This window comes from Mycobacterium marinum (assembly GCF_003391395.1).
Classification (GTDB): domain Bacteria; phylum Actinomycetota; class Actinomycetes; order Mycobacteriales; family Mycobacteriaceae; genus Mycobacterium; species Mycobacterium marinum.
Genome location: NZ_CP024190.1, coordinates 2,496,815 through 2,518,358, shown reverse-complemented (window position 1 = coordinate 2,518,358; position 21,544 = coordinate 2,496,815). Strand labels below are relative to the sequence as shown.

Here is a 21,544-nt window from a genome sequence, read left to right as displayed (position 1 = left end):
CCCGCCGTGCTTTCCCCGTCCGGCCGCGACCAAAAGCACTAGCACACAATGCCTTCACGGCCTTCACGCCTTCAGGTTGCTGCACCGACGCGGCAACTATCAGGGAAAGTCACGACCTATGTATGCGGAGACCCCGGCCGCGATCGGAATTGTCGCACCGAAAGTCAGCAGCATGGCGTTGGTGGCAGGGATGAGTTGCAGGTTTTGATTGAAGCCGCTGAGGTTGCCGGCCGCCAGATCCTTGATCGCGTTGATCGAATAGTAGGTATCGGCGGTCAGAATGACCCCCGGCCCTTCGATCAAGATCGGCAACACCTGCCGGCCAACGTAGATCGCGTTGAGCAGTTCGGAAGAAGCGCCGGGCCTGGCGGCCTCGGCGGAGAGGTCGGCACCATATTGGTAGATGCCCGATGTGATGGCGGGATTTATCTGCCCGTTGATGACGCTGTCGAGTGTGCGATACAGATGATCGAGCGGCCCGGCTATCGCACCGCCGAGCTGCGGTGGAACCGCAATGGTGCTAGGAACACTCGCCGGCCAGCCGGGGATGGGCGGCGCATTGCTCCATATTTCCGGCAGCAACGGCGCGGCCGGCAGATCCGGTAGCGGCGGTAGCCCCATGCCGGCCAGGCCATTATCGATCCCCCGCACCGCGCTCTCGACGAACGCGCCCGCGACCACGTTGGGATTGACATTGGCGGGGAACAACGACGCGGGGGTGGGTACATCCGCGTATCCGGTTCGGTCGTAGCCCAACTCAACGACGTCGCGCAGACCGGGCTCAATGCCATCGAGCACCGAATCGGGCACAATGCCGCGCAGCGGTTGCAGCAAAGGCAAGTGCTCGTTCGGGATCAAGATATAGGTGGTGTTGACGTCCGGCGAGGACACCGGCAGCACCACGCCCGCCGCCACTTGATCAGGCGTGAGCCCGTAGTAGAGGCTGTGCGAATAGGAGATACCCAACAGCGCATTGACGTCCGCGACGACATTGAGCGGGTACTGCGGGAAATCGGCAAAGCCGTCATATTGGGTCGTGTAGACCGTCGTCGGGTACTCGGTGACCGGCGTCGCGCCATTGAATGTCAGACCCACTGATTGGATATACAGACCTGGAAAACGCGCCAGGATCCCGCCGTTCGGGTTGTTCGGATTGCCGAGCAATACGAACGAGAGGTCCTCGGGGCTCGGCCTGCTGTCGATGGGCAGGCTCTGCAGATGCCGCATCTCCAGGGTCGCCACCGAAGCGCCCTGCGAAAAGCCGGCAACGACAACGCGATTCCCGTCGGCGAGTTGTTGCGTGATCGCGGCGTGCAGGTAGCCGGCTCCCGTAGCGGCCGATTCATCGAAGGTCAGGTTGGGAATCCCGGTAAACGGCTGGAACTGCGCGGGTGTCTGTACGCCGAAAAGCGAATCGCCAAAATAGTGCGGTGTGACGAACAGGTCGTAGACCTCCCGCATGAAGCGATACGACGGTCGCGGGGTTCCGGTGGAGCCCACGACCAAGACCGAGCGCCCCCCGGACAGCAAGGCCCAACTCATCAGCGCGTCAACGCCGGACGCTCCCGCGGAGGCGGCGCCGGCCCCAGACCATGCCCTGCCCGGCGCCGTCAACCCGGTGAGTAAGTCTTGCTGCACGTTGCGCAACAGCGCCGCGTTGCCGGTTTCCGCGTCCGCGTACCAACCCGCGGTCCGATCGAGGGCCTGCACCAATTGGTCGTGGTAGGTGGCCAGCTGGCCGCCCAGGAGCTGATATTCCTGGGCGTGGGTGCTCATCAACGCCGCGATCCCCGCCGATACCTCGTCAGCCGCCGCAGGAAGAAGCCGCGTGGTCAGGGCCGCGGCCGCCGCGTTGGCCGCCTCGATTGCCGATCCGATGCCCGTTAATTGGGACGCCGCGGCGACCACCGTCTCCGGCGCGGTGACCACGAACGACATCCCACCCCCCTCCGCCGCCTGACCCAGGCAGCTCTGGCAAGGTCAGCCGCCCAGCACATCTAGCAGGGCGGATGCTATCGCGATCCGGCGAACTCTGGTGGGTGATTCGCCGAGATCACTGCCGCCCACCCGGTGGGGCCGCCGGCCGCGGGACCAATTGGCCATCGGTACCATCGGTTGACCCACAGCGCCCATGGTCAGGGGATCTTCGTGAGCGATACCGACAACGACAACGACATCGAAAAGTTCGACCCGGGCCTGACCCGGCGCATGATCGGTGTGATGCGGCCGGTGGTGAAGACGTACTTCCGCTCCGAGGTCCACGGCTTGGACTCGTTTCCGCCGGGCGGGGCGCTGGTGGTGGGCAACCACTCCGGTGGCATGTTCCCGATGGACGTCCCGATCTTCAGCGTCGACTTCTACGACAAGTTCGGTTATGACCGGCCGGTCTACACGCTCAGCCACGACATCCTGTTCATGGGCGCGACCGGTTCGTTCTTCCGGCGCACCGGCTACATCCGGGCCAGCCGAGACAATGCGGCAAAGGCATTGCGCTCCGGCGGGGTGGTGATCGTGTTTCCCGGTGGCGACTACGACGCGTACCGGCCCACGCTTTCGGAAAACGTCATCGACTTCAACGGCCGCAAGGGGTACGTCAGCACCGCGATCGAAGCCGGCGTCCCCATCGTGCCCGCGGTGTCCATCGGCGGACAGGAAACCCAGCTCTACCTGTCCCGGGGCACCTGGCTCGCCGAACGGCTTGGGCTAAAGCGGTTGCTGCGCAGTGATATTCTGCCCCTCTCGTTCGGCTTCCCGTTCGGATTCAGCGCGGCTATCCCGCCCAACCTGCCGCTGCCGACCAAGATCGTCACCGAGGTGCTGGATCCGATCGACGTCATCGCCCAATTCGGCGAGGATCCCGACGTGGACCAGGTCGACCAACATGTTCGTTCGGTGATGCAGGATGCTCTCACCAGGCTGGCCGCCACTCGTCGATTCCCGATTCTGGGCTGAGCCATGGCGCCTCGCATCGACCAGATCCTGGGTCTGATCACCACGTTGGCGCGGTCCGGTCTGATCGCCCCGATGCGACCGGACCGATACCTGAAGATCGCCGCCGCCATGCGTCGCGAGGGGATGGGATTCACTGCGGGATTCGCGGGAGCCGCCCAGCGCTGCCCAGATCGGCCGGGCCTGGTCGACGAGTTGGGCACGCTGACCTGGCGGCAGCTCGACGAGCGCAGCAACGCCCTGGCCGCCGCGCTGCAGGCACTGCCGGCCGGCTCGCCCAAGGTCGTCGGAATCATGTGCCGCAACCATCGCGGGTTCGTCGAAGCGCTGGTGGCGGCCAACCGGATCGGTGCCGACATTCTGCTGCTCAATACCGCATTCGCGGGTCCGGCGCTGGCCGATGTGGTGGCCCGCGAAGGCGTCGACACCGTCATCTACGACGAAGAATTCACCGCCACGGTCGACCGCGCATTTGATGGCCGGCCACAGGCCACTCGGATCGTCGCGTGGTCTGATGGACAGCACGACCTGACCGTCGAACAGCTCGTCAACGCCCACCTGCGCGACCAGCCCGAGCGCACCGACCGCACCGGCCGGCTGATCCTGCTGACCTCGGGCACCACCGGAACGCCTAAGGGCGCCAAGCATTCTGGAGGTAGCGGCGGAATCGGCACCCTGAAAGCGATTCTGGACCGCACACCGTGGCGAGCCGAACAGCCCATCGTGATCGTGGCGCCGATGTTCCACGCCTGGGGCTTCTCACAGCTGGTGCTGGCCGCATCACTGGCATGCACGATCGTCACCCGCCGCAAGTTCGACCCGGAAGCGACGCTGGATCTCATCGACCGCCATCGGGCGACCGGCCTGGTGGTGGTGCCGGTGATGTTCGACCGCATCATGGAACTGCCCACCAAGGTGCTCAACCGCTACAGCGGCCGCACACTGCGGTTTGCCGCGGCGTCCGGTTCCCGGATGCGCCCCGACGTCGTCATCGCGTTCATGAACCGATTCGGCGACGTGATCTACAACAACTACAACGCGACCGAGGCCGGGATGATCGCCACCGCGACACCGGCAGACCTGCGTGCCGCACCCGACACCGCGGGCCGCCCCGCCGAAGGAACCGAAATCCGGATCCTGGACCCGGAATTCAACGAAGTGCCGGTGGGCGAGGTCGGCAGCATCTTTGTCTGCAACGACAGCCAGTTCGACGGATACACATCGGGCACCACCAAGGATTTCCACGCCGGCTTCATGTCGTCGGGCGACGTGGGCTACCTGGACCGCAACGGACGGCTGTTCGTGGTCGGGCGCGACGACGAAATGATCGTCTCCGGAGGAGAGAACGTCTACCCGATCGAGGTGGAAAAGACCCTTGCTACCCATCCCGAAGTCGCGGAGGCCGCGGTGATCGGCGTCGACGATGAACAGTACGGACAGCGGCTGGCCGCATTCGTGGTGCTCGAACCCGACGCTGATCTTGATGAGAATGCCGCCCCCGAAACCCTCAAACAACATGTGCGCGACAACCTGGCCAACTACAAGGTGCCCCGCGAAATCGCGGTTCTCGACGAGTTGCCCCGCGGCAGCACCGGCAAGATATTGCGCGCCGAACTGCAGGCAAAGGTCTGCGGCTCATGAGGGGCGATCGACTGCGCAAGCTGGCCCGCCGGCCCCGGCCCCTGACCCGGGCGACGGCCGAACTCGTCAACGCCGCCAACGGATTACGGCCCATCAGCCGCAACCCCTATGCCGCCTTTTTCGTGTTCTGGCTTGGCTGGCCGACCTCGGAGGTGCCTGGTCTTTACCTGGCCGCGTCAGTGGTGGACGCGCTGCGCCGCGGACGACGCGGTGATTTCGCCGGGCCGAAGGGCAAAGCCGCGTTGGCCCTTACCGCCGCGGCCTGGGCAACGCTGGGCGTGATCCGCTACCGCGGCATCACCACCCCCGGGCCGGTCCTCGAGGCGGGGTTGACCGAAGGACTGGGGGCTGACTACGCCCAGGAGTTGGCCACCCTGCCGACCGAGCCGACGCGGCGGGGACGACGCAACCTCCCCCTGCGCACGACCGTGGCACGCCGACTCTATGTGGAGAAGACCAACATCGTGGCCTACGGCCCACACCGCCGTGCCAACCTGGCCGACATCTGGCGGCGACGCGATCTGCCGCGCGACGGCAAGGCCCCGGTGCTGGTGCAGGTGCCCGGTGGCGCCTGGGTCCTCGGATGGCGCCGCCCCCAGGCGTATCCCCTGATGAGCCACCTGGTTTCGCGTGGCTGGGTCTGTGTGTCGCTGAACTATCGGGTCTCTCCCCTACACACCTGGCCGGCGCATATCGTCGACGTCAAGCGCGCCCTGGCCTGGGTGAAAGAAAACATCGCCGACTACGGCGGCGACCCGGACTTCGTGGCGATCAGCGGCGGGTCAGCGGGCGGCCACCTGTCCGCGCTGGCGGCTCTGACCCCCAACGAACCCAGGTTTCAACCCGGCTTCGAGGAAGCCGACACCTCTGTGGCGGCGGCGGTTCCCATCTATGGCCGCTACGACTGGTATTCGACCGAGGCCGAGGGGCGACCTGAATTCGTCGAATTGCTAGCGCGTTTCGTGGTGAAACGGAAATTCCGCGACCACCGCGAGGTCTTCGTCGATGCTTCGCCAATCCACCATGTACGGGCCGACGCACCACCGTTCTTCGTGCTACACGGCCAAGACGACTCCCTCATCCCGGTGGTCGAAGCTCGAGAGTTCGTCGAAGAATTACGGGCGGTGTCGAAGTCCCCGGTCGCCTACGCCGAATTGCCCAACGCCCAGCATGCCTTCGACGTCTTCGGTTCCCCACGCGCGCATAAGGCTTCCGAAGCCGTGGCCCGGTTCCTGTCCTGGGTATACGTCACCAACGGCCCGGGCCCACGCTAGCTAGAGACCAGCCGCGCGTTCGAGCTCGGCCAGCGCCGGTTCGATGAGGTCGGCCATCTCGTCGATGTCATTGGCTACCTCGGGTGTCGTCACGAACCCGAAGTCCAGATGCTCCTGATACGAGAAGCAGGTGATGTTCAACGCCACGTCCATCACCGGCGGCCCTAGCGGCACCAAGGAGTCCAGCCGCGCACCCGCCATATAGAGGGGGAACTGCGGGCCGGGGACGTTGGAGACGACGAGGTTGATCGGGGCCAGGTTATGGGAAAGCCCGGTAGCGGTGTACGCACGGGCGGCCAGATGGAGCAGACCGGGCGGGGTGGTCTCGGTAAGCCCCATGATCTGATGCGCCGAGAGCGCCTTGGCCATCTCTTTGGCGTTCTGGGTGCTCTCGTGAATGGCCTTGAGACGCTCGGCCGGATCATTGATGTGGGTCGCCAGCGACGCCGTCATCGAGCTGATCTGGTTGCCGACGTCCTCCTTGGTTTGATCGGTGCGGGTGGACACCGGAATCTGCGCGATGAGCGGCTTGGCGGGCAGCTCGTCGCGCTTCTTCAGGTATTCCCGCGCCGCCCCGGCCACCGTCGCCAGCACAACGTCGTTGAGTTTGACGCCGAAGGCATCCTTGACCGCCTTGGCCCTTGCCAGTTCAATGCGGCACCCACTGACCCGCCGGTGCGGCGACACATGTGCGTTGAACCGGGTCTTGGGTGCATCGAAGTAGCGGGGTGGCCTGGCGCTCACGCCCAGCGCCGCGATCTGCTGGCGCACGGTTTGCTCCACCAGCCGTGCGATGCGGAACGGGGTCATAATTCCCACGTTGATCAGGGCACCCACCGCGCGGCGCTCCAGCCTGGGGATCTGGAATCCGACGAATCCAACTGTTTCCTCTTGTGGTGGCCGCGGTTCGGGCGTGACATCCAGCAGAATCTCACCTAACCCGGCACCCGAGACACCGTCGACAATGGCGTGGTGCATCTTGGTCAGGGTGGCGATGCGCCCGCCTTCGACGCCCTCGATGACCCAGAGTTCCCATAGCGGTCGAGAGCGATCAAGCTTGTAGGACATGAGCCGACCGACGAGCTCCTCGAGCTCGCGCCGGCCGCCCGGCGCGGGGACTCCGATTCGCCGCACGTGAAAGTCGACGTCCAGATCCTGGTCTTCGACGAACCAGGGCCGGTCCAGCCCCAGCGGGGCCCCGGTGACTCTCCAGCGCAGCTGTGGGATCTCCGGGAGCCGTTCGATGAGTAGTTCGCGCAACCGCTGAAAGCTGTAGTCGGGCGCATCGGTCGGATCGCAAATCGCCAGCGCACCAACATGCATGTGCCAGCCTGCGGTCTCCGCAGACCAGAACGCCGCATCAACACTCGAGAGCCGCCTCATTGGGCGACCATAACCTCCCGTGAGCTGCTAGGGCCAGCACTCCCAGAAATCTCACAACGCGCCGTCGTCGTGCGACGGCCCCGCAAGCAGTGCTTGCGCGGACTACGCATCCTCGAGCAAGTCGGGCGTCACCGCCGATTCGGTGTCGGGAATTCCTTCCACCTTCGCCTTGCGATCGGCCATCGACAGCAGCCGCCGAATCCGGCCCGCCACAGCATCTTTCGTCATCGGTGGATCGGCAAGGCGGCCCAGCTCCTCCAGCGATGCCTGGCGATGCTCGACACGCAGTTTGCCGGCCGAGGCCAGATGATCGGGCACCGTGTCACCGAGGATCTCCAGCGCTCGTTCCACCCTGGCGGCCGCCGCCACCGCCGCGCGCGCCGAGCGGCGCAGATTGGCATCATCGAAATTGGCCAGCCGGTTGGCCGTCGCGCGCACCTCGCGACGCATCCGGCGCTCTTCCCAGACCAGCCTGGTGTCCTGTGCCCCCATTCGGGTCAGCAGGGCACCGATCGCCTCGCCGTCGCGCACCACCACGCGATCGGCTCCGCGGACCTCACGGGCCTTGGCACCCACCCCGAGCCTGCGGGCGGCCCCCACCAGCGCCAGGGCAGCTTCCGGGCCCGGGCAGCTGACCTCGAGTGCCGACGAGCGCCCGGGTTCGGTCAGTGACCCATGCGCCAGAAAGGCGCCCCGCCACGCGGCTTCCGCGTCGCCGATACTGCCGCCGACCACCTGGGCCGGCAGGCCACGCACCGGACGGCCCCGCATGTCGAGCAGTCCGGTCTGACGCGCCAGCGCTTCGCCGTCGTTGGCGACCCGCAGCACGTACCGGGTGTTCTTGCGGATCCCGCTGGCCGACAGCACGTGCACCACCGCGCTGTAGCCATAGAGGTCGAAGATGTCTTTGCGCAGCCGCCGCGCGATGCTGCCCAGATCCACCTCGGCCTCGACGACGACGCGCCCAGCCACTATGTGCAGGCCCCCGGCGAATCTGAGCAGCGAAGTGACCTCAGCGCGCCGGGCGCTGACCGATTTGACTACTAGGCGACTCAGTTCGTCCTTGACTTCAGTCGTCATCGCCACGCGTCGTCACCCTTCGGTCTGTTGCCACCCGCCCCGGGCCCGCCGGTCTGTTGACGTCCGCCCTCGATCGGTATCTCCTGCGGACTCGTCACCGGAGGCGTCGTGAGGTCCCTGTCACGGACCCGCACTGCATCCAGGACGGCCGCTAGCTTGCCCGGGTCATGTAAAGGTGTACCAGGTCGGGCAACGTCGGCGAAGTGGACCTCGGCCTGAAGCATTGTTGCCGTGCGGCGAAGTTGCTCCTTCTCTCGATCGCTAGGCACCCGGTCCGCGTCGATGATTATGTCGTGGACCGTGAACCCCGGGGCATGCTGGGCCAGGACGTGCAGGTGACGCTCAACCGAGAAACCGGCCGTCTCCCCCGGCTCGGCCACCAGGTTGAGCACCAGCGCGCGACGCGCCGACGTGGCCTGCAACGCCGCGAACAGCCCTGGCACCAGCACATGCGGAATCACACTGGTGAACCACGACCCGGGACCTAAGACGATGAGATCGGCGGCCATGATGGCGTCGACGGCCTGGCGGGTCGCCGGTGGGTCGGCCGGCCGCAACCGCACCCGTCTCACCTTTCCCGGGGTGGTGGCCACCGCCACCTGGCCGCGGATCAGCCGGAACATCCGCGGATCAGACTCCAGCCCGGAAACGTCGGCTTCGATCTGCAGCGCAATCGGACACATCGGCAGCACCCGGCCCTTGACGCCGAGAATGCGCCCGAGTTCGTCGAGCGCCGCTACCGGATCGGCCAGCACCTCGGACAGGCCGGCCAGCAACAGGTTGCCGATCGGATGCCCGGCCAGCGCGCCGCTGCCACCGAACCGATGCTGCAGAATGGTCGCCCAAAGCCGGCCGTACGGACTGTCGGATGCCAAGGCCGCCAGCGCCATTCGCAAATCACCCGGCGGTATCACGTCGAGTTCGCTACGTAGCCGACCCGAGGATCCACCGTCGTCGGCAACGGTCACGATCGCGGTGACGTAGGGAGTGAGCCGACGAGCCGCCGACAGCGTCGCGTATAGCCCGTGTCCGCCACCCAAAGCAACGATGCTATGGCTCGCCGGTGAATTCATTCGCGGCCCAGATCCCGGTGCAGCACCCGCACCGAAAGTCGCGAATTCGACCGCAGCAGCCCCACCAGTGCTTCGGCGATGGCGACGCTGCGATGCTTGCCACCGGTGCAGCCGATCGCGACCGTCATGTAGCGCTTGCCCTCCCGGCGATAGCCCTCCACGACCAGGGATAGCAGCTCATGGTAGGTCTGCAGAAACTCGGACGCGCCCGGCCGGCCCAGGACGTAGTCGCTGACCGCCTGATGTTGGCCGGTCAGTGGCCGCAGCTCGTCGACCCAGTGCGGGTTGGGCAAAAACCGCACGTCCATGACCATGTCCGCGTCCATCGGCAGTCCGTACTTGAAGCCGAAGGACTCTACGGTGACGCTGGTGATCGCCGCGGCGTCGCCGCCGAAAGCTCGTTCGATGTTCTCCCGCAGCCCGCGCACCGAGAGCGTGGACGTGTCGATGATGAGGTCGGCGGTGGCGCGCACCGGCTCGAGCATCTTGCGCTCGGCGGCGATCCCCTCGGCAAGTGTGTGCCCGCCCTGCAGCGGGTGGCTACGGCGATTCTGTTCGTAGCGGCGCACCAACATGTCGTCCGATGCCTCCATGAACACCACTCGGGGGGTGATGTTGCGGGTGGCCAGTTCGTTGCGCACCGAATCCAGGTCGCCGGTGAAGCCCCGTGACCGAACGTCCATCACCACGGCGAGTTGGGTGATGCGTGATCCGGCCGCCAGCCCGAAATCCACCATTCGGGTGATTAGCTGCGGAGGCAGGTTATCCGCGACATACCAGCCCAAGTCCTCCAGTACCTTGGCCGCCGTGCCGCGGCCCGCCCCGGACAGCCCGGTCACCAGCACCACGTCGATACCGGCCGAGGCGTCGACTTCTGGACCAGGCGGATTCCCGCCACCCGCAATATGGTTGGTCATTGGGCACCCCCCGGCTGGTCGGGACACAACGCCTCGAGCACGGCAGTTGCCGTTGCTACGCCAATACCCGGTACCGCGGTGATCTGGTCGACGGTGGCCTCCTTGAGGCGGGCTATCGATCCGAAATGGGTGACGAGCGCCTTGCGACGGTGCTCTCCCAATCCGGGCACCGCATCCAGCGCCGACGCCGTCATCCGCTTGGATCGCTTGCTCCGATGGTAGGTGATGGCGAATCGGTGCGCCTCGTCGCGCACCCGCTGCAGCAAGTAAAGGCCCTCGCTGTTACGCGGCATGATGATCGGATCCGGCTCGGAGGGCACCCATACTTCTTCCAGCCGCTTGGCCAGGCCGATCACCGCGACGTCGACGATACCCAGCTCCTCGAGAACGGCGCTGGCGGCGTTGACCTGCGGCGCACCGCCGTCAACGACATAGAGATTGGGCGGATAGGCGAATCGGCGAGATTTTCCTTCCGGGGAAAGCAGATTCGGATCGTTCTGTTCGCTCAGGTGGCGCTGGAACCGGCGTCGAGTCACTTCGGCAATGGATGCGACGTCGTCGGAGCGGCCCTGCCCAGCCGCTTCCCGGATGGCGAAGTGGCGGTAGTCGGACTTGCGCGGTAGGCCGTCCTCAAAGACCACCAGCGAGGCGACCACATCGGTGCCCTGCACGTGGCTGATGTCGACGCACTCGATGCGCAACGGCGCATCGGCCAGCCCAAGCGCCTCCTGAATATTCTGCAGTGCAGCAGATCTGGCGTTGAAGTCACCGGCCCGCTTCAGCTTGTGCTGCTGCAGCGCCTCTTTCGCATTTCGCTGCACGGTTTCGGCCAGCGCGCGCTTGTCTCCGCGGCGCGGCACGCGCAGCGTGACCCGCGAGCCGCGCAAGCCGGACAACCAGCTGGACAGTTGGTCGGCGTTGGAGGGCAGGCACGGCACCAGTACCTCGCGGGGAACCGGGTTGACCGACTCATCGGCGGCACCGCCCAACTCCGCCTGGTCGCCATAGAACTGAGCCAGGAATTGCTCCACCAACTGTTCCTCAACGGAAACATCTGGTGCACTGGGCTTTTCGACCACCCAGCCGCGCTGACCGCGAACCCGACCGCCGCGGACATGGAACACCTGCACCGCCGCCTCGAGTTCGTCGTCGGCAAATGCCACCACGTCCGCGTCGGTGCCGTCCCCCAGCACCACGGCTTGCTTTTCCATCGCGCGCTTCAATGCAGACCGGTCATCTCGCAGCCGTGCGGCGCGCTCGAAGTCGAGGTTCTCCGCAGCGGCGTTCATCTGCTGTTCCAGCTCGCGGGCGTATCGGTCGGTCTTACCGGAGAGAAAGTCGCAGAAATCATCGACAATCTGGCGATGCTGCTCTTTGCTGACCCTGCCGATACAGGGAGCCGAGCACTTGTCGATATAGCCGAGCAGGCATGGCCTGTCTATCTGCTTGTGCCGCTTGAACACTCCCATCGAGCAGGTGCGCGCCGGAAACACCCGGGTAAGCAGATCCACTGTCTCGCGGATCGCCCACGCGTGCGAGTAGGGCCCGAAATAGCGGACCCCTTTGCGCCGTGGACCGCGATAGACCATGAGCCGGGGAAAATCTTCGTTGAGCGTGACGGCCAGCACCGGATATGACTTGTCATCGCGGTAGCGAACGTTGAAGCGAGGATCGAATTCCTTGATCCAGTTGTACTCGAGCTGCAGCGCCTCGACCTCTGTGTTGACCACCGTCCACTCGACCTTTGCGGCGGTGGTCACCATCTGGCGGGTCCTCGGCTGCAAGTGCGCGATGTCGGCAAAATACGACGTCAGCCTGCTGCGCAGGCTCTTGGCCTTGCCGACATAGATGACTCGCCCATGCGGGTCCCGGAATCGGTACACCCCCGGCTCGACCGGGATGGACCCGGGCGCGGGGCGATACGTCGCGGGATCTGGCACGTACCCAGGCTAGTAGCCGCTAGAAGGGCGGCGGCTCGTCGGGACCGATTGTCGGCTCCGGGGTGTCGTACCGGTCGGCGTGGACGCCGCCGACGGCTTCCAGCGCCCTGCGATTGCATCGGCGCTCGGTGTCGATTCGATTCGCCCGGTTTTGTGCGCGGGTTCGGGCACGGGTCGGCATCCTCGCCGCTCGGCCAGCGCGGGGGCTGCCGGCCGTGCCCACGATTGGCGGTAGCTCCTCGGTCGGCACGCATAGGTTCGGAAACAGCAGCGCGCTCCCCGGGGTGGTCACGTAGGTGTGCCCGTCGGGCAGCAGCCAGATCACCGTACCGTCGGGTAGCTGCAGGTCGCGCCAGCCCCAGAACGTTTTCAGCAGATGGTGTCTGCGGCACAGGCACTTCAGGTTCGACGCGTGCGTGTGCCCGCCGTCACCGTATGCAACGGTATGGTCCAGATCACAGGAAACTGCCGGCTGGTCGCAGCCGGGTGCTCGACACGTCAGATCACGACACCGCACGAAGTCGGCGAGCCCCGCCGATGGCGCGTATCCGGACTCGGGGTGCCCTGACGGTCGCATCAGCGGCCGCAGTGTGGCGACCTTGGCCAGCTCGGCGATCAATGAGGCCGGGATCAGCCCTTCGGCGCCGGGCAACACAGCGGGCGTGTGACCGGTTCCGTCGACAGTCGATTGATCGGCAACGACGTGAATCACCACGTTGCTCGGAGCTGACCGCGCCGCGGCAGTGCAAGCGGCGGACGTGCAGCCGCACGCCAACCGATCACTGCCCGCCACCAGCGCCCCCACCGCGTCGGCGCGGCGCTGCTCACGGGTGCGCGGGTCGGCGGCGCACACCGTGTTCGCAAGCTCGTCGAGGCGCCGGTCAAAGGCTCGCCCCGCGGTCGCGAGCACGCTTCCGGTCAGCGCGGCCAAGCCCGAACCGTCGGCGATCACATCCACATCGACGAATCGACCGTCGGCCGCCTCGGCAGCGCGGCGCACGGCATCGCGATCGACATCGGCCACCACTTGATCGACCGCAACGGACAGCCGACCTCGAGTTACCGCAGGACATCGCGCCAACAGCGCGGCGAGCTGTGCGTCCACCTTCGCCAGCACCTCGGCGTCGGTGATGAGGTCGGTGCGAAACACGATCGTCTGGAATGCCCGGTAATCGATATCTCCGGCGCGGAAGGCCTGCCCCACCTTCGGCAATCGGTTGCGCATCGCCATCGCATAACGCAAATAGCTCGAGCCCATCGCCACGCTGGTTCGCAATGCGGCAGCCACCTGCGCGGCGACCGCCTCCCAAGTATCCGTCGCCCATTCGGCACGGTCGCCGGACTCCCGGCACCGCAGCACGAACAATGCACCGACCACGTCCAGCCGTTCGGCCGCGGCCGCAGCCTCCCGGCGAGATGCCTCTCGCGCCCTCTCCAACAGCGCATTCGACTCCGCCGTGGGACGGGAGGCATACCAATACTCGAACATACATTCGACACTAGCAGCCGATGGCGACACTTCCCCCGACTCGTGTCAGACCCGGTCGTCGAGCTGCGCCCGTCGGGTGACCGCCCACTCCGCCATCGGAAATCCGGAATTTTGGTCACACGCGGATATGACCAGAGCGGCCCGCGGCACCACCGCCAGGCCGTAGTCGCAGTTCCAATCCGAACGGCCCATGCTCCACACCAGCACACCCTCGGCCGGGGTGCCGAAGGACTTGAGCGTGATCGGCCCGAACTCCCCCGCCGGATACCCGGCAAATGCGTCGCCATGGCATTGCGACACCGCGCGGAATCCGTTCTGCACCACGTCGTGAGGATTCAACGGGCTGTTGTAGACATCGACCGACTCGGCATACATCGCCGTAGCCTGCACTCGGTATGCGGACTCGGCGAAGTCCGCCGAGCCCGGTGGCCGTAGCGGCGAACCTTTGAACAACACCGCGGCCGTGCATTCGGGTGGCCGGGCGCTGGTGAAATAGGTTTCGCCCACCCGAGTCGAAGACGCCGGCCCCAGCGGCGTGTTGTCCCCATCCTGCAACAACAAGTCACGAGCCGAGATGTGGGCACGCGGCTGACCGGAGGCCCGAATCGCGCGACCGGCAACGGAATTGGTGCACGCGGTCATCGCCACCACCACGACGAGCAACACCACCGCCGCGCAGCTACGCCCAAGACGCGTCATCGGCCGATCGTAGCGCGACTCAGCGGGCGGGCAGGTCCGGGCGATATTGGGTCAGCAGTGAGCGCACCGCGTCCATTGACGCAACCGCACGCTCCTTGTCCACGGCCTGAATCGCCATCACCGGGATGTACTCGTCATCGGGCAAGTCGACTCGCGCCCAGCGACTGCCCCCAGGAAACGACACACCGACCACGTCTTTCCAAGGAATCAGCTTATAGCCCAACAGATTACGCACCGAGATGCCCGCAGCACCGATCCTTAGCCGCGGTCGGGTGAACAGCAGCACAGCACCGGCGAGAATGAGCCCGAGGGCGCCCATCGCCACTTGATCACCGGCCTGAAATATCATCCCGCTCGAGCCCACCTTGAGGAACAATCCACCGGCTACATGCGCCGCCACGATCAGGATCGCCGCGGTGTACGCGACAACCGGTGTCCAGTAGGGACGCAAGACGACGTCCCACTCGGCGCGTTGCGCTTCGTCGGTCATGCCTCAGCACGCAGCTCGCGCAGGGTCAACGCGGTGGTCAACGCCGCCGCGGTCGCCTGCGCGCCCTTGTCCTCATCTGAGGTTGGCAGGCCAGCCCGGTTGAGCGCCTGTTCCTCGGAGTTGGTGGTCAAAACCCCATTGGCCACCGGCGTGGAGGAGTCCAGCGAGACCCGGGTCAGACCCTGGGTCACCGCATCACAAACGTAGTCGAAATGCGGTGTCTCACCACGTATTACCACACCCAACGCGACCACAGCGTCGTGATTTCGAGTCAGTTCCTGTGCCACCACCGGAATTTCGATCGCCCCCAGGACGCGCACCACCGTCGGGTTGTCGATTCCGGAATCGGCAGCCGTGTTGCGCGCACCGGCGAGCAGGGCATCACAAATCTTGGTGTGCCAGGTGCTGGCGACGATAGCCAGCCGAACGCCGGAAGCGTCGAACGCCGGCACGTCCGGAATGCCGGCGCCACCGCTCACAAAGCACCACCGAATTCCCCTGGCAGGTGCACCGATTCGTGAAAGTCGTCTAGTCCGGTCAAGTCATGTCCCATCCGGTCGCGCTTGGTCATCAGATAGCGGATGTTCTCCGCATTGGCCCGCACCGGCAACGGGACCCGCTCGATGATGTGCAAACCGTAACCGTCCAGCCCTACCCGCTTTGCCGGGTTGTTGGTCAGCAGCCGCATCGAACGGACCCCCAGATCAACCAGAATCTGGGCCCCGATCCCATAGTCGCGTGCATCAGCGGGCAGACCGAGCTTGAGGTTGGCGTCGACGGTGTCATCCCCGGCGTCCTGGAGTTGATAGGCCTGCAGCTTGTGCAACAACCCGATGCCGCGGCCCTCGTGTCCGCGCATGTACAGCACCACCCCACGCCCCTCCCTGGCGACCATGGCCATGGCTGCGTCGAGCTGGGGCCCGCAGTCACAACGACGTGACCCGAAAACGTCGCCGGTCAGACACTCCGAGTGCACCCGCACCAATACGTCGTCGCCGTCGCTGTTCGGCCCGGCGATCTCGCCGCGCACCAGTGCAACGTGCTCGACGTCTTCATAGATGCTGGTGTATCCGATGGCGCGAAACTCCCCGTGCCGGGTCGGAATCCGGGCCTCGGCAACGCGCTCGATGTGTTTCTCGTGCTTACGCCGCCATTCGATCAGGTCGGCGATGGTAATCAGTGCCAGCCCGTGTTCGTCGGCGAAGACCCGCAGCTCGTCGGTCTGGGCCATCGACCCTTCATCTTTTTGGCTGACGATCTCACAGATCGCGCCCGCGGGCTGCAGGCCAGCCATCCTGGCCAGGTCCACCGCTGCCTCGGTATGGCCGGGGCGGCGTAACACCCCGCCGTCCTTGGCGCGCAATGGAACGACGTGACCGGGACGGGTGAAGTCTTCGGCCACACTCGCCGGATCGGCAAGCAGCCGCATCGTGGTCGCTCGGTCGGAAGCTGAAATACCAGTTCCCACGCCATTTTTCGCATCCACCGTAACGGTGTAGGCGGTACCGTGCTTGTCCTGGTTGACCGCGTACATCGGCAGCAGTCCCAGCCGGTCACACACCGCTCCATCCAGCGGGACGCACAGGTACCCAGAGGTGTAGCGCACCATGAACGCCACCAACTCCGGTGTTGCCTTCTCGGCAGCGAAGATCAGGTCGCCCTCGTTCTCGCGGTCCTCGTCATCGATGACGATGACAGCCTTGCCCGCACCAATGTCGGCAACCGCTCGCTCGACGGAGTCCAACCTCGTCATCTTTGCTACCTTGCTGTCAGACCTACTCACACGAGATGTTTCACGTGCTGCAATCAGTATGGACTACCGCACCGCCACAGTTACTGTCTTGCGGCTTTGAGGTCCCTGCCCGCTGATTCTGACCGGTTTCCTACCGCGCTAGTGCGCCGGGTCGGCTGTCGGTCCGGATTGCATCAGTCGTTCGACATATTTGGCGATCACGTCCACCTCCAGGTTTACCTGCGTACCCACCGGCGCTTGTCCCAGCGTGGTGAGCTCTCTGGTGGTCGGAATCAGCGAAACCTCGAACCAGTCCCGAGGCTGCGCACCTAGATCGGAGACGGTCAGGGAAATTCCGTCGACGGTGATCGATCCCTTCTCCACGACATAGCGGGCCACCGTCGCTGGGACCTGAATGCGCACCACTTCCCAGTGCTCCGACGGGCTCCGGGCGATGATCTCGCCGGTCCCGTCGACATGGCCCTGGACGATGTGCCCACCGAGGCGGCTGTTGACGGCCGCGGCACGCTCCAAATTGACCTGGCTACCGACCTGTAGTTCCCCCAGGTTGGACCGGTTCAGCGTCTCGGCCATCACATCGGCGGTGAACTGGCCGTCGGCGAGCACCTCCACCACCGTCAGGCAGACACCGTTGACTGCGATCGAATCACCATGACCGGCGTCGGCGGTAACGATCGGGCCACGAATGGTCAAGCGTGCCGCATCGGTGAGGGTGCTCCGGTCGGTGATTTCGCCGAGTTCCTCGACTATTCCGGTGAACATTGCACCAGGCTAATTGGCCCTCGGCGGGCCGCGACAAACGCCGTTGTGTAGCGCGCTGCACACCCCGCGTTGCCCGACCCGGTCGGCGGCACCCTCTACGATGCAGGGTATGCAGACCCGCCGCCGTCTATTCGCTGTCCTCGCCGCCCTCGGCACCGCCACCGCCCTGGTTGCCGGCTGCTCGTCGGGCACGAAGGACAGCGGCGGACCACTACCCGATGCGACACCGTTGGTGAAGCAAGCAACCGAGCTCACCAGGAACCTCAAGAGCGCGCACTTGGTCCTCACCGTGAACGGCAAGATCCCCGGCCTGTCGATGAAGACGCTCTCCGGCGATCTGACCACCAACCCGACCGCCGCGAAGGGAAACGTCGAGCTCACGCTCGGCGGATCTGCGATCGACGCCGATTTCGTGGTGGTGGACGGAACCCTGTATGCCACCCTCACTCCGAACAAGTGGAGTGATTTCGGCCCGGCTGCCGACATCTACGACCCGTCGCAGATCCTGAACCCGCAAGTTGGCCTGGCCAATGTGCTGGCCAATCTCCAGGACGCCAAGGCCGACGGTCGCGACACCATCGACGGACAGACCACGATCCGGATCACCGGAAAGGTCACTGCCGAGGCGGTGAACCAGATCGCGCCCCCGTTCAATGCAACAGAACCCGTGCCGGGCACCGTGTGGATTCAGGAGAACGGTGACCATCAGCTGGTGCAAGCCAAACTGGACCGCGGGTCGGGCAATTCCGTCCAGATGACCTTGTCCAAGTGGGGCGAGCAGGTCAGCGTCAGCAAGCCCCCGGTGAGCTGATGAGCACGCAGACAGGGCGCCGCGTCGCCATCAGCGCCGGAAGCCTGGCGGTATTGCTGGGCGCCCTCGACACCTACGTCGTGGTCACCATCATGCGCGACATCATGGGCAGCGTCGGCATCCCGGTTAACCAATTGCAGCGGATCACCTGGATCGTCACCTGGTATCTGCTCGGCTACATCGCCGCGATGCCGCTGCTGGGACGGGCTTCCGACCGGTTCGGCCGCAAGCTGATGCTGCAGGTCAGCTTGCTCGGATTCGCCGCCGGCTCGGTGGTCACCGCGCTGGCGGGGCATTTCGGCGATTTCCATATGCTGCTCGCCGGCCGGGCACTTCAAGGTGTGGCCAGCGGTGCGCTGCTGCCGATCACCTTGGCGCTGGGTGCGGATCTGTGGGCACAACGAAACCGCGCCGGCGTCCTCGGCGGTATCGGAGCCGCCCAGGAACTCGGCAGCGTGCTGGGGCCGCTCTACGGGATTTTCATCGTCTGGTTGTTCCATGACTGGCGAGACGTCTTCTGGATCAACGTCCCCCTGACCGCGATCGCCATGCTGATGATCCAATTCAGCCTGCCGGCGCACGACAAGAACGCAGAGCCGGAGAAGATCGACCTGGTTGGCGGTGCGCTGCTGGCAATCGCGTTGGGGCTCGCCGTCATCGGGCTGTACAACCCCAACCCGGACGGCAAAGAGGTGTTGCCGAGCTACGGACTACCGGTGCTGACCGGCGCGATCGTGGCCGCGGTGGCGTTCTTCGCCTGGGAGCGGTTCGCTCGAACCCGGCTGATCGACCCGAATGGGGTGCATTTCCGGCCGTTCTTGGCCGCCCTGGGTTCATCGGTGGCCGCGGGTGCCGCGCTGATGGTGACTCTGGTGAACGTGGAGTTGTTCGGCCAGGGCGTGCTGAGCATGGACCAGACCCAGGCGGCGGGGATGCTGCTGTGGTTCCTGATCGCCCTTCCGATCGGCGCGGTGACCGGCGGGTGGATTGCCACCAGAGTCGGCGACCGGGCGGTGACGTTTGTCGGGCTACTGATCGCCGCCGGCGGCTATTTGCTGATTTCGCATTGGCCCGTCGATCTGCCGGATTATCGGCACAGCATCTTCGGCTTGTTCACCGTGCCCGCCATGCACGCCGACCTGCTGGTGGCCGGCCTAGGGCTTGGCCTGGTGATTGGGCCGCTGTCGTCGGCCACGCTGCGAGTTGTACCGGCCGCCCAACATGGCATCGCCTCGGCGGCGGTGGTGGTCGCGCGGATGACCGGCATGTTGATCGGTGTGGCCGCGCTGAGCGCCTGGGGTCTGTACCGGTTCAACCAGATCCTGGCGGGATTGTCGGCGGCCGTACCGCCCGACGCGACCTTGCTCGAGCGCGCGGCCGCGATCGGAGCCCAATACCAACAGGCATTCGCCTTGATGTACGGCGAAATCTTCACGATCACCGCGTTTGTGTGCGTCTTTGGTGCGGTGCTGGGTCTGCTGGTCAGCGGACGCAAGGAGCACGCGGAAGAACCGGAGATCTCGGAGGAACCGGCCGTAGCACCCCGGCCGTGAGTCGCTAGCGCGACACCAGGCTGAGCAACAGGTCGGGGCCGCACCGCTCGACGCCGTCGAACTGCCAGCGCAATGCGTGCGCGATGCTGGACACGCCCACGTCGTCAACGGCGGTGACCGGGCCGCCGAGCAGGATCGGCGCCACGTAGGCCAGGATGCGGTTGATGGCTCCGGCCCGTAAGAAGGCCCCGGCCAGGGTCGGACCCCCTTCTAGCAACACGTCGGTGCGGTCGGAGAGGGCTCGCAGGACCTCCACCGGCTCGTGGGTCTTGATCATCATCGTTCGCGCATCGTCGTTGAGCACCTTGGCTTCAGGCGGAATGTCACGCTTGCCCACCACCACGCGCAGCGGCTGCTCGGCCGCCAAGGAACCATCCGACAGCCGGGCGGTCAGGGTTGGATCGTCAACCAGCACGGTGCCGGTACCGACCACGATCGCATCGGAAATGGCGCGGCGCCGATGCAGATCCGCACGGGCCGCCTCGCTGGAAATCCACTGGCTGGAACCGTCGGCGGCAGCGCTACGGCCATCGATACTCGTGGCGTACTTCCAGGTCACATGCGGCAACCCGGTGCGCTGCTTGTGCAGCCACTCCCGCAACGGTCCGGCCGCCACATGATCGGCCAGCACGCCGGATCGCACCTGCAGGCCGGCGGCCGACAGCCGCCCCGCGCCCCCACCTGCGATCCCATTGGGGTCGGCGACGCCGTATATCACCGTTCCGACCCTGGCTTCGATCAACGCGTTCACACATGGCGGAGTCTTGCCGAAGTGGTTACAGGGCTCCATGGTGACCACCGCTATGGCGCCGGCCGCCAAACCACCCGCCTTGCGCAGCGCCACCACCTCGGCATGATCACCACCGGAGGGCTGGGTGCCGCCGATGCCGACGACCCGGCCTTCCTGGTCGACAATGACAGCGCCGACCGGCGGGTTCGGGTACGTCGTGCCTTTGACCAGCATCGACTGCTCGATCGCCAGACGCATCGCCTCTTCGAGGCTCTTGACCTGTTCGACTGTCATCTGGCGCTCACCGGCCGTGATGGCTGGAAACGGCCCCGGCCTGTCGCCGAAGTGCCTCCACCGCGGCAGCGGGATCCTGGGCTCCATACACCGCCGACCCGGCGACGAAGCAGTCCACGCCGGCCTCCGCCGCTTGCTCGATGGTGTCTGCGTTGATGCCGCCGTCGATCTCGATCAGGATCGTCAACTCACCCGAATCGACCAGCTTGCGTACCGTCCGCACCTTGCTGAGCACCTCGGGAATGAAACTCTGTCCGCCGAAGCCGGGCTCCACCGACATCACCAGCAGGGTGTCGAAGTGCGGCAGGATCTCGAGGTAGGGATCCAGCGGGGTTCCCGGTTTCACACTGAACCCGGCTTTCGCACCGGCCGCGCGAATGTCGCGGGCCACCGCGATCGGGTTGTCGGTGGCCTCGGCGTGAAACGTGACGTTGTAAGCCCCGGCCTCGGCGTAGGGCGGAGCCCACCGATCCGGGTTGTCGATCATGAGATGGCAATCCATTGGAATGTCGCTGGCCGCCAGCAGACTCTCCACCACGGGCAGCCCGAGCGTCAGATTGGGCACGAAGTGACCATCCATCACGTCGACGTGCAACCAATCGGCACCGCGCACCGCAGCGGCTTCGTCGGCTAGCCGGGCAAAGTCAGCTGACAGGATCGACGGCGCGATCATGGGACCCCCGATGCTGTTAGGCATGAGCGACAC

General features: G+C 65.6%; 19 protein-coding genes. 5 read left to right on the top strand and 14 right to left on the bottom strand.

The genetic code is table 11. The features are described from left to right. Positions 1-99 precede the first annotated feature (99 nt). Positions 100-1,938, bottom strand: coding sequence for a PE family protein (locus CCUG20998_RS10700; protein WP_020728574.1), 1,839 nt, complete (start codon positions 1,936-1,938; stop codon positions 100-102). Positions 1,939-2,208: 270 nt separating this feature from the next. Here CCUG20998_RS10700 and CCUG20998_RS10695 point away from each other — a divergent pair, with 270 nt between their 5' ends. The 3 genes from CCUG20998_RS10695 to CCUG20998_RS10685 are packed head-to-tail and all read left to right on the top strand — an operon-like array spanning position 2,209 to position 5,864. Beyond that, a complete protein-coding gene (locus CCUG20998_RS10695; protein WP_231389699.1) occupies positions 2,209-2,952 on the top strand; it encodes a lysophospholipid acyltransferase family protein in 744 nt (247 codons plus the stop codon). Positions 2,953-2,955: 3 nt separating this feature from the next. Then, on the top strand, positions 2,956-4,590 hold the full coding sequence (fadD12, locus tag CCUG20998_RS10690) for an acyl-CoA ligase FadD12 (RefSeq protein ID WP_020728571.1): 1,635 nt from the start codon (positions 2,956-2,958) through the stop codon (positions 4,588-4,590). Then, positions 4,587-5,864 (top strand): alpha/beta hydrolase, encoded by a 1,278-nt coding sequence (locus tag CCUG20998_RS10685; protein WP_020728570.1) that lies wholly within the window; start codon positions 4,587-4,589, stop codon positions 5,862-5,864. Before fadD12 ends, CCUG20998_RS10685 begins: the two co-directional genes overlap by 4 nt. Here CCUG20998_RS10685 and CCUG20998_RS10680 read toward each other — a convergent pair whose 3' ends face one another. From CCUG20998_RS10680 to CCUG20998_RS10630, 11 genes are all read right to left on the bottom strand, one after another. Then, the gene (locus tag CCUG20998_RS10680; protein WP_011739914.1) at positions 5,865-7,247 is read right to left on the bottom strand and encodes a WS/DGAT/MGAT family O-acyltransferase; all 1,383 of its coding nucleotides are present in this window, start codon (positions 7,245-7,247) and stop codon (positions 5,865-5,867) included. Positions 7,248-7,349: 102 nt separating this feature from the next. Then, on the bottom strand, positions 7,350-8,327 hold the full coding sequence (whiA, locus tag CCUG20998_RS10675) for a DNA-binding protein WhiA (RefSeq protein WP_012393992.1): 978 nt from the start codon (positions 8,325-8,327) through the stop codon (positions 7,350-7,352). Continuing rightward, entirely contained in the window at positions 8,324-9,400 is a 1,077-nt protein-coding gene (locus CCUG20998_RS10670; RefSeq protein ID WP_020728569.1) for a YvcK family protein, read from the bottom strand. The genes whiA and CCUG20998_RS10670 overlap by 4 nt, the downstream gene beginning before the upstream one ends. Then, the gene (gene rapZ / locus CCUG20998_RS10665) at positions 9,397-10,317 is read right to left on the bottom strand and encodes an RNase adapter RapZ (RefSeq protein ID WP_020728568.1); all 921 of its coding nucleotides are present in this window, start codon (positions 10,315-10,317) and stop codon (positions 9,397-9,399) included. Before rapZ ends, CCUG20998_RS10670 begins: the two co-directional genes overlap by 4 nt. Continuing rightward, complete coding sequence (uvrC, locus tag CCUG20998_RS10660; protein ID WP_036455551.1) at positions 10,314-12,257, bottom strand: excinuclease ABC subunit UvrC; 1,944 nt, start codon at positions 12,255-12,257, stop codon at positions 10,314-10,316. Before uvrC ends, rapZ begins: the two co-directional genes overlap by 4 nt. A 19-nt stretch (positions 12,258-12,276) precedes the next feature. Then, positions 12,277-13,746, bottom strand: a complete 1,470-nt coding sequence (locus tag CCUG20998_RS10655) for an HNH endonuclease signature motif containing protein (RefSeq protein ID WP_020728566.1) — start codon at positions 13,744-13,746, stop codon at positions 12,277-12,279. Positions 13,747-13,791: 45 nt separating this feature from the next. Continuing rightward, positions 13,792-14,445, bottom strand: coding sequence for a sensor domain-containing protein (locus tag CCUG20998_RS10650; RefSeq protein WP_036455549.1), 654 nt, complete (start codon positions 14,443-14,445; stop codon positions 13,792-13,794). Positions 14,446-14,464: 19 nt separating this feature from the next. Next, positions 14,465-14,935, bottom strand: coding sequence for a PH domain-containing protein (locus tag CCUG20998_RS10645; protein WP_020728564.1), 471 nt, complete (start codon positions 14,933-14,935; stop codon positions 14,465-14,467). Beyond that, a complete protein-coding gene (ribH, locus tag CCUG20998_RS10640) occupies positions 14,932-15,414 on the bottom strand; it encodes a 6,7-dimethyl-8-ribityllumazine synthase (protein ID WP_020728563.1) in 483 nt (160 codons plus the stop codon). The genes CCUG20998_RS10645 and ribH overlap by 4 nt, the downstream gene beginning before the upstream one ends. Next, the gene (locus tag CCUG20998_RS10635) at positions 15,411-16,688 is read right to left on the bottom strand and encodes a bifunctional 3,4-dihydroxy-2-butanone-4-phosphate synthase/GTP cyclohydrolase II (protein WP_012393985.1); all 1,278 of its coding nucleotides are present in this window, start codon (positions 16,686-16,688) and stop codon (positions 15,411-15,413) included. The genes ribH and CCUG20998_RS10635 overlap by 4 nt, the downstream gene beginning before the upstream one ends. 138 nt (positions 16,689-16,826) lie before the next feature. Then, positions 16,827-17,450, bottom strand: a complete 624-nt coding sequence (locus CCUG20998_RS10630) for a riboflavin synthase (protein ID WP_011739904.1) — start codon at positions 17,448-17,450, stop codon at positions 16,827-16,829. Positions 17,451-17,559: 109 nt separating this feature from the next. Between CCUG20998_RS10630 and CCUG20998_RS10625 the strand changes: the two genes are divergently transcribed. Then, positions 17,560-18,261 carry an LppX_LprAFG lipoprotein gene (locus CCUG20998_RS10625; RefSeq protein ID WP_036455546.1) on the top strand — a complete coding sequence of 234 codons (702 nt, stop codon included), beginning with the start codon at positions 17,560-17,562 and terminating at the stop codon, positions 18,259-18,261. Next, positions 18,261-19,814 (top strand): MFS transporter, encoded by a 1,554-nt coding sequence (locus tag CCUG20998_RS10620; RefSeq protein ID WP_012393983.1) that lies wholly within the window; start codon positions 18,261-18,263, stop codon positions 19,812-19,814. The genes CCUG20998_RS10625 and CCUG20998_RS10620 overlap by 1 nt, the downstream gene beginning before the upstream one ends. 4 nt (positions 19,815-19,818) lie before the next feature. On the opposite strand, the gene ribD is transcribed toward CCUG20998_RS10620, so the two are convergent. Both ribD and rpe read right to left on the bottom strand, forming a co-directional pair. Beyond that, complete coding sequence (gene ribD / locus CCUG20998_RS10615) at positions 19,819-20,838, bottom strand: bifunctional diaminohydroxyphosphoribosylaminopyrimidine deaminase/5-amino-6-(5-phosphoribosylamino)uracil reductase RibD (RefSeq protein WP_012393982.1); 1,020 nt, start codon at positions 20,836-20,838, stop codon at positions 19,819-19,821. 7 nt (positions 20,839-20,845) lie between these two features. Continuing rightward, on the bottom strand, positions 20,846-21,544 hold the full coding sequence (gene rpe / locus CCUG20998_RS10610) for a ribulose-phosphate 3-epimerase (protein WP_085979811.1): 699 nt from the start codon (positions 21,542-21,544) through the stop codon (positions 20,846-20,848).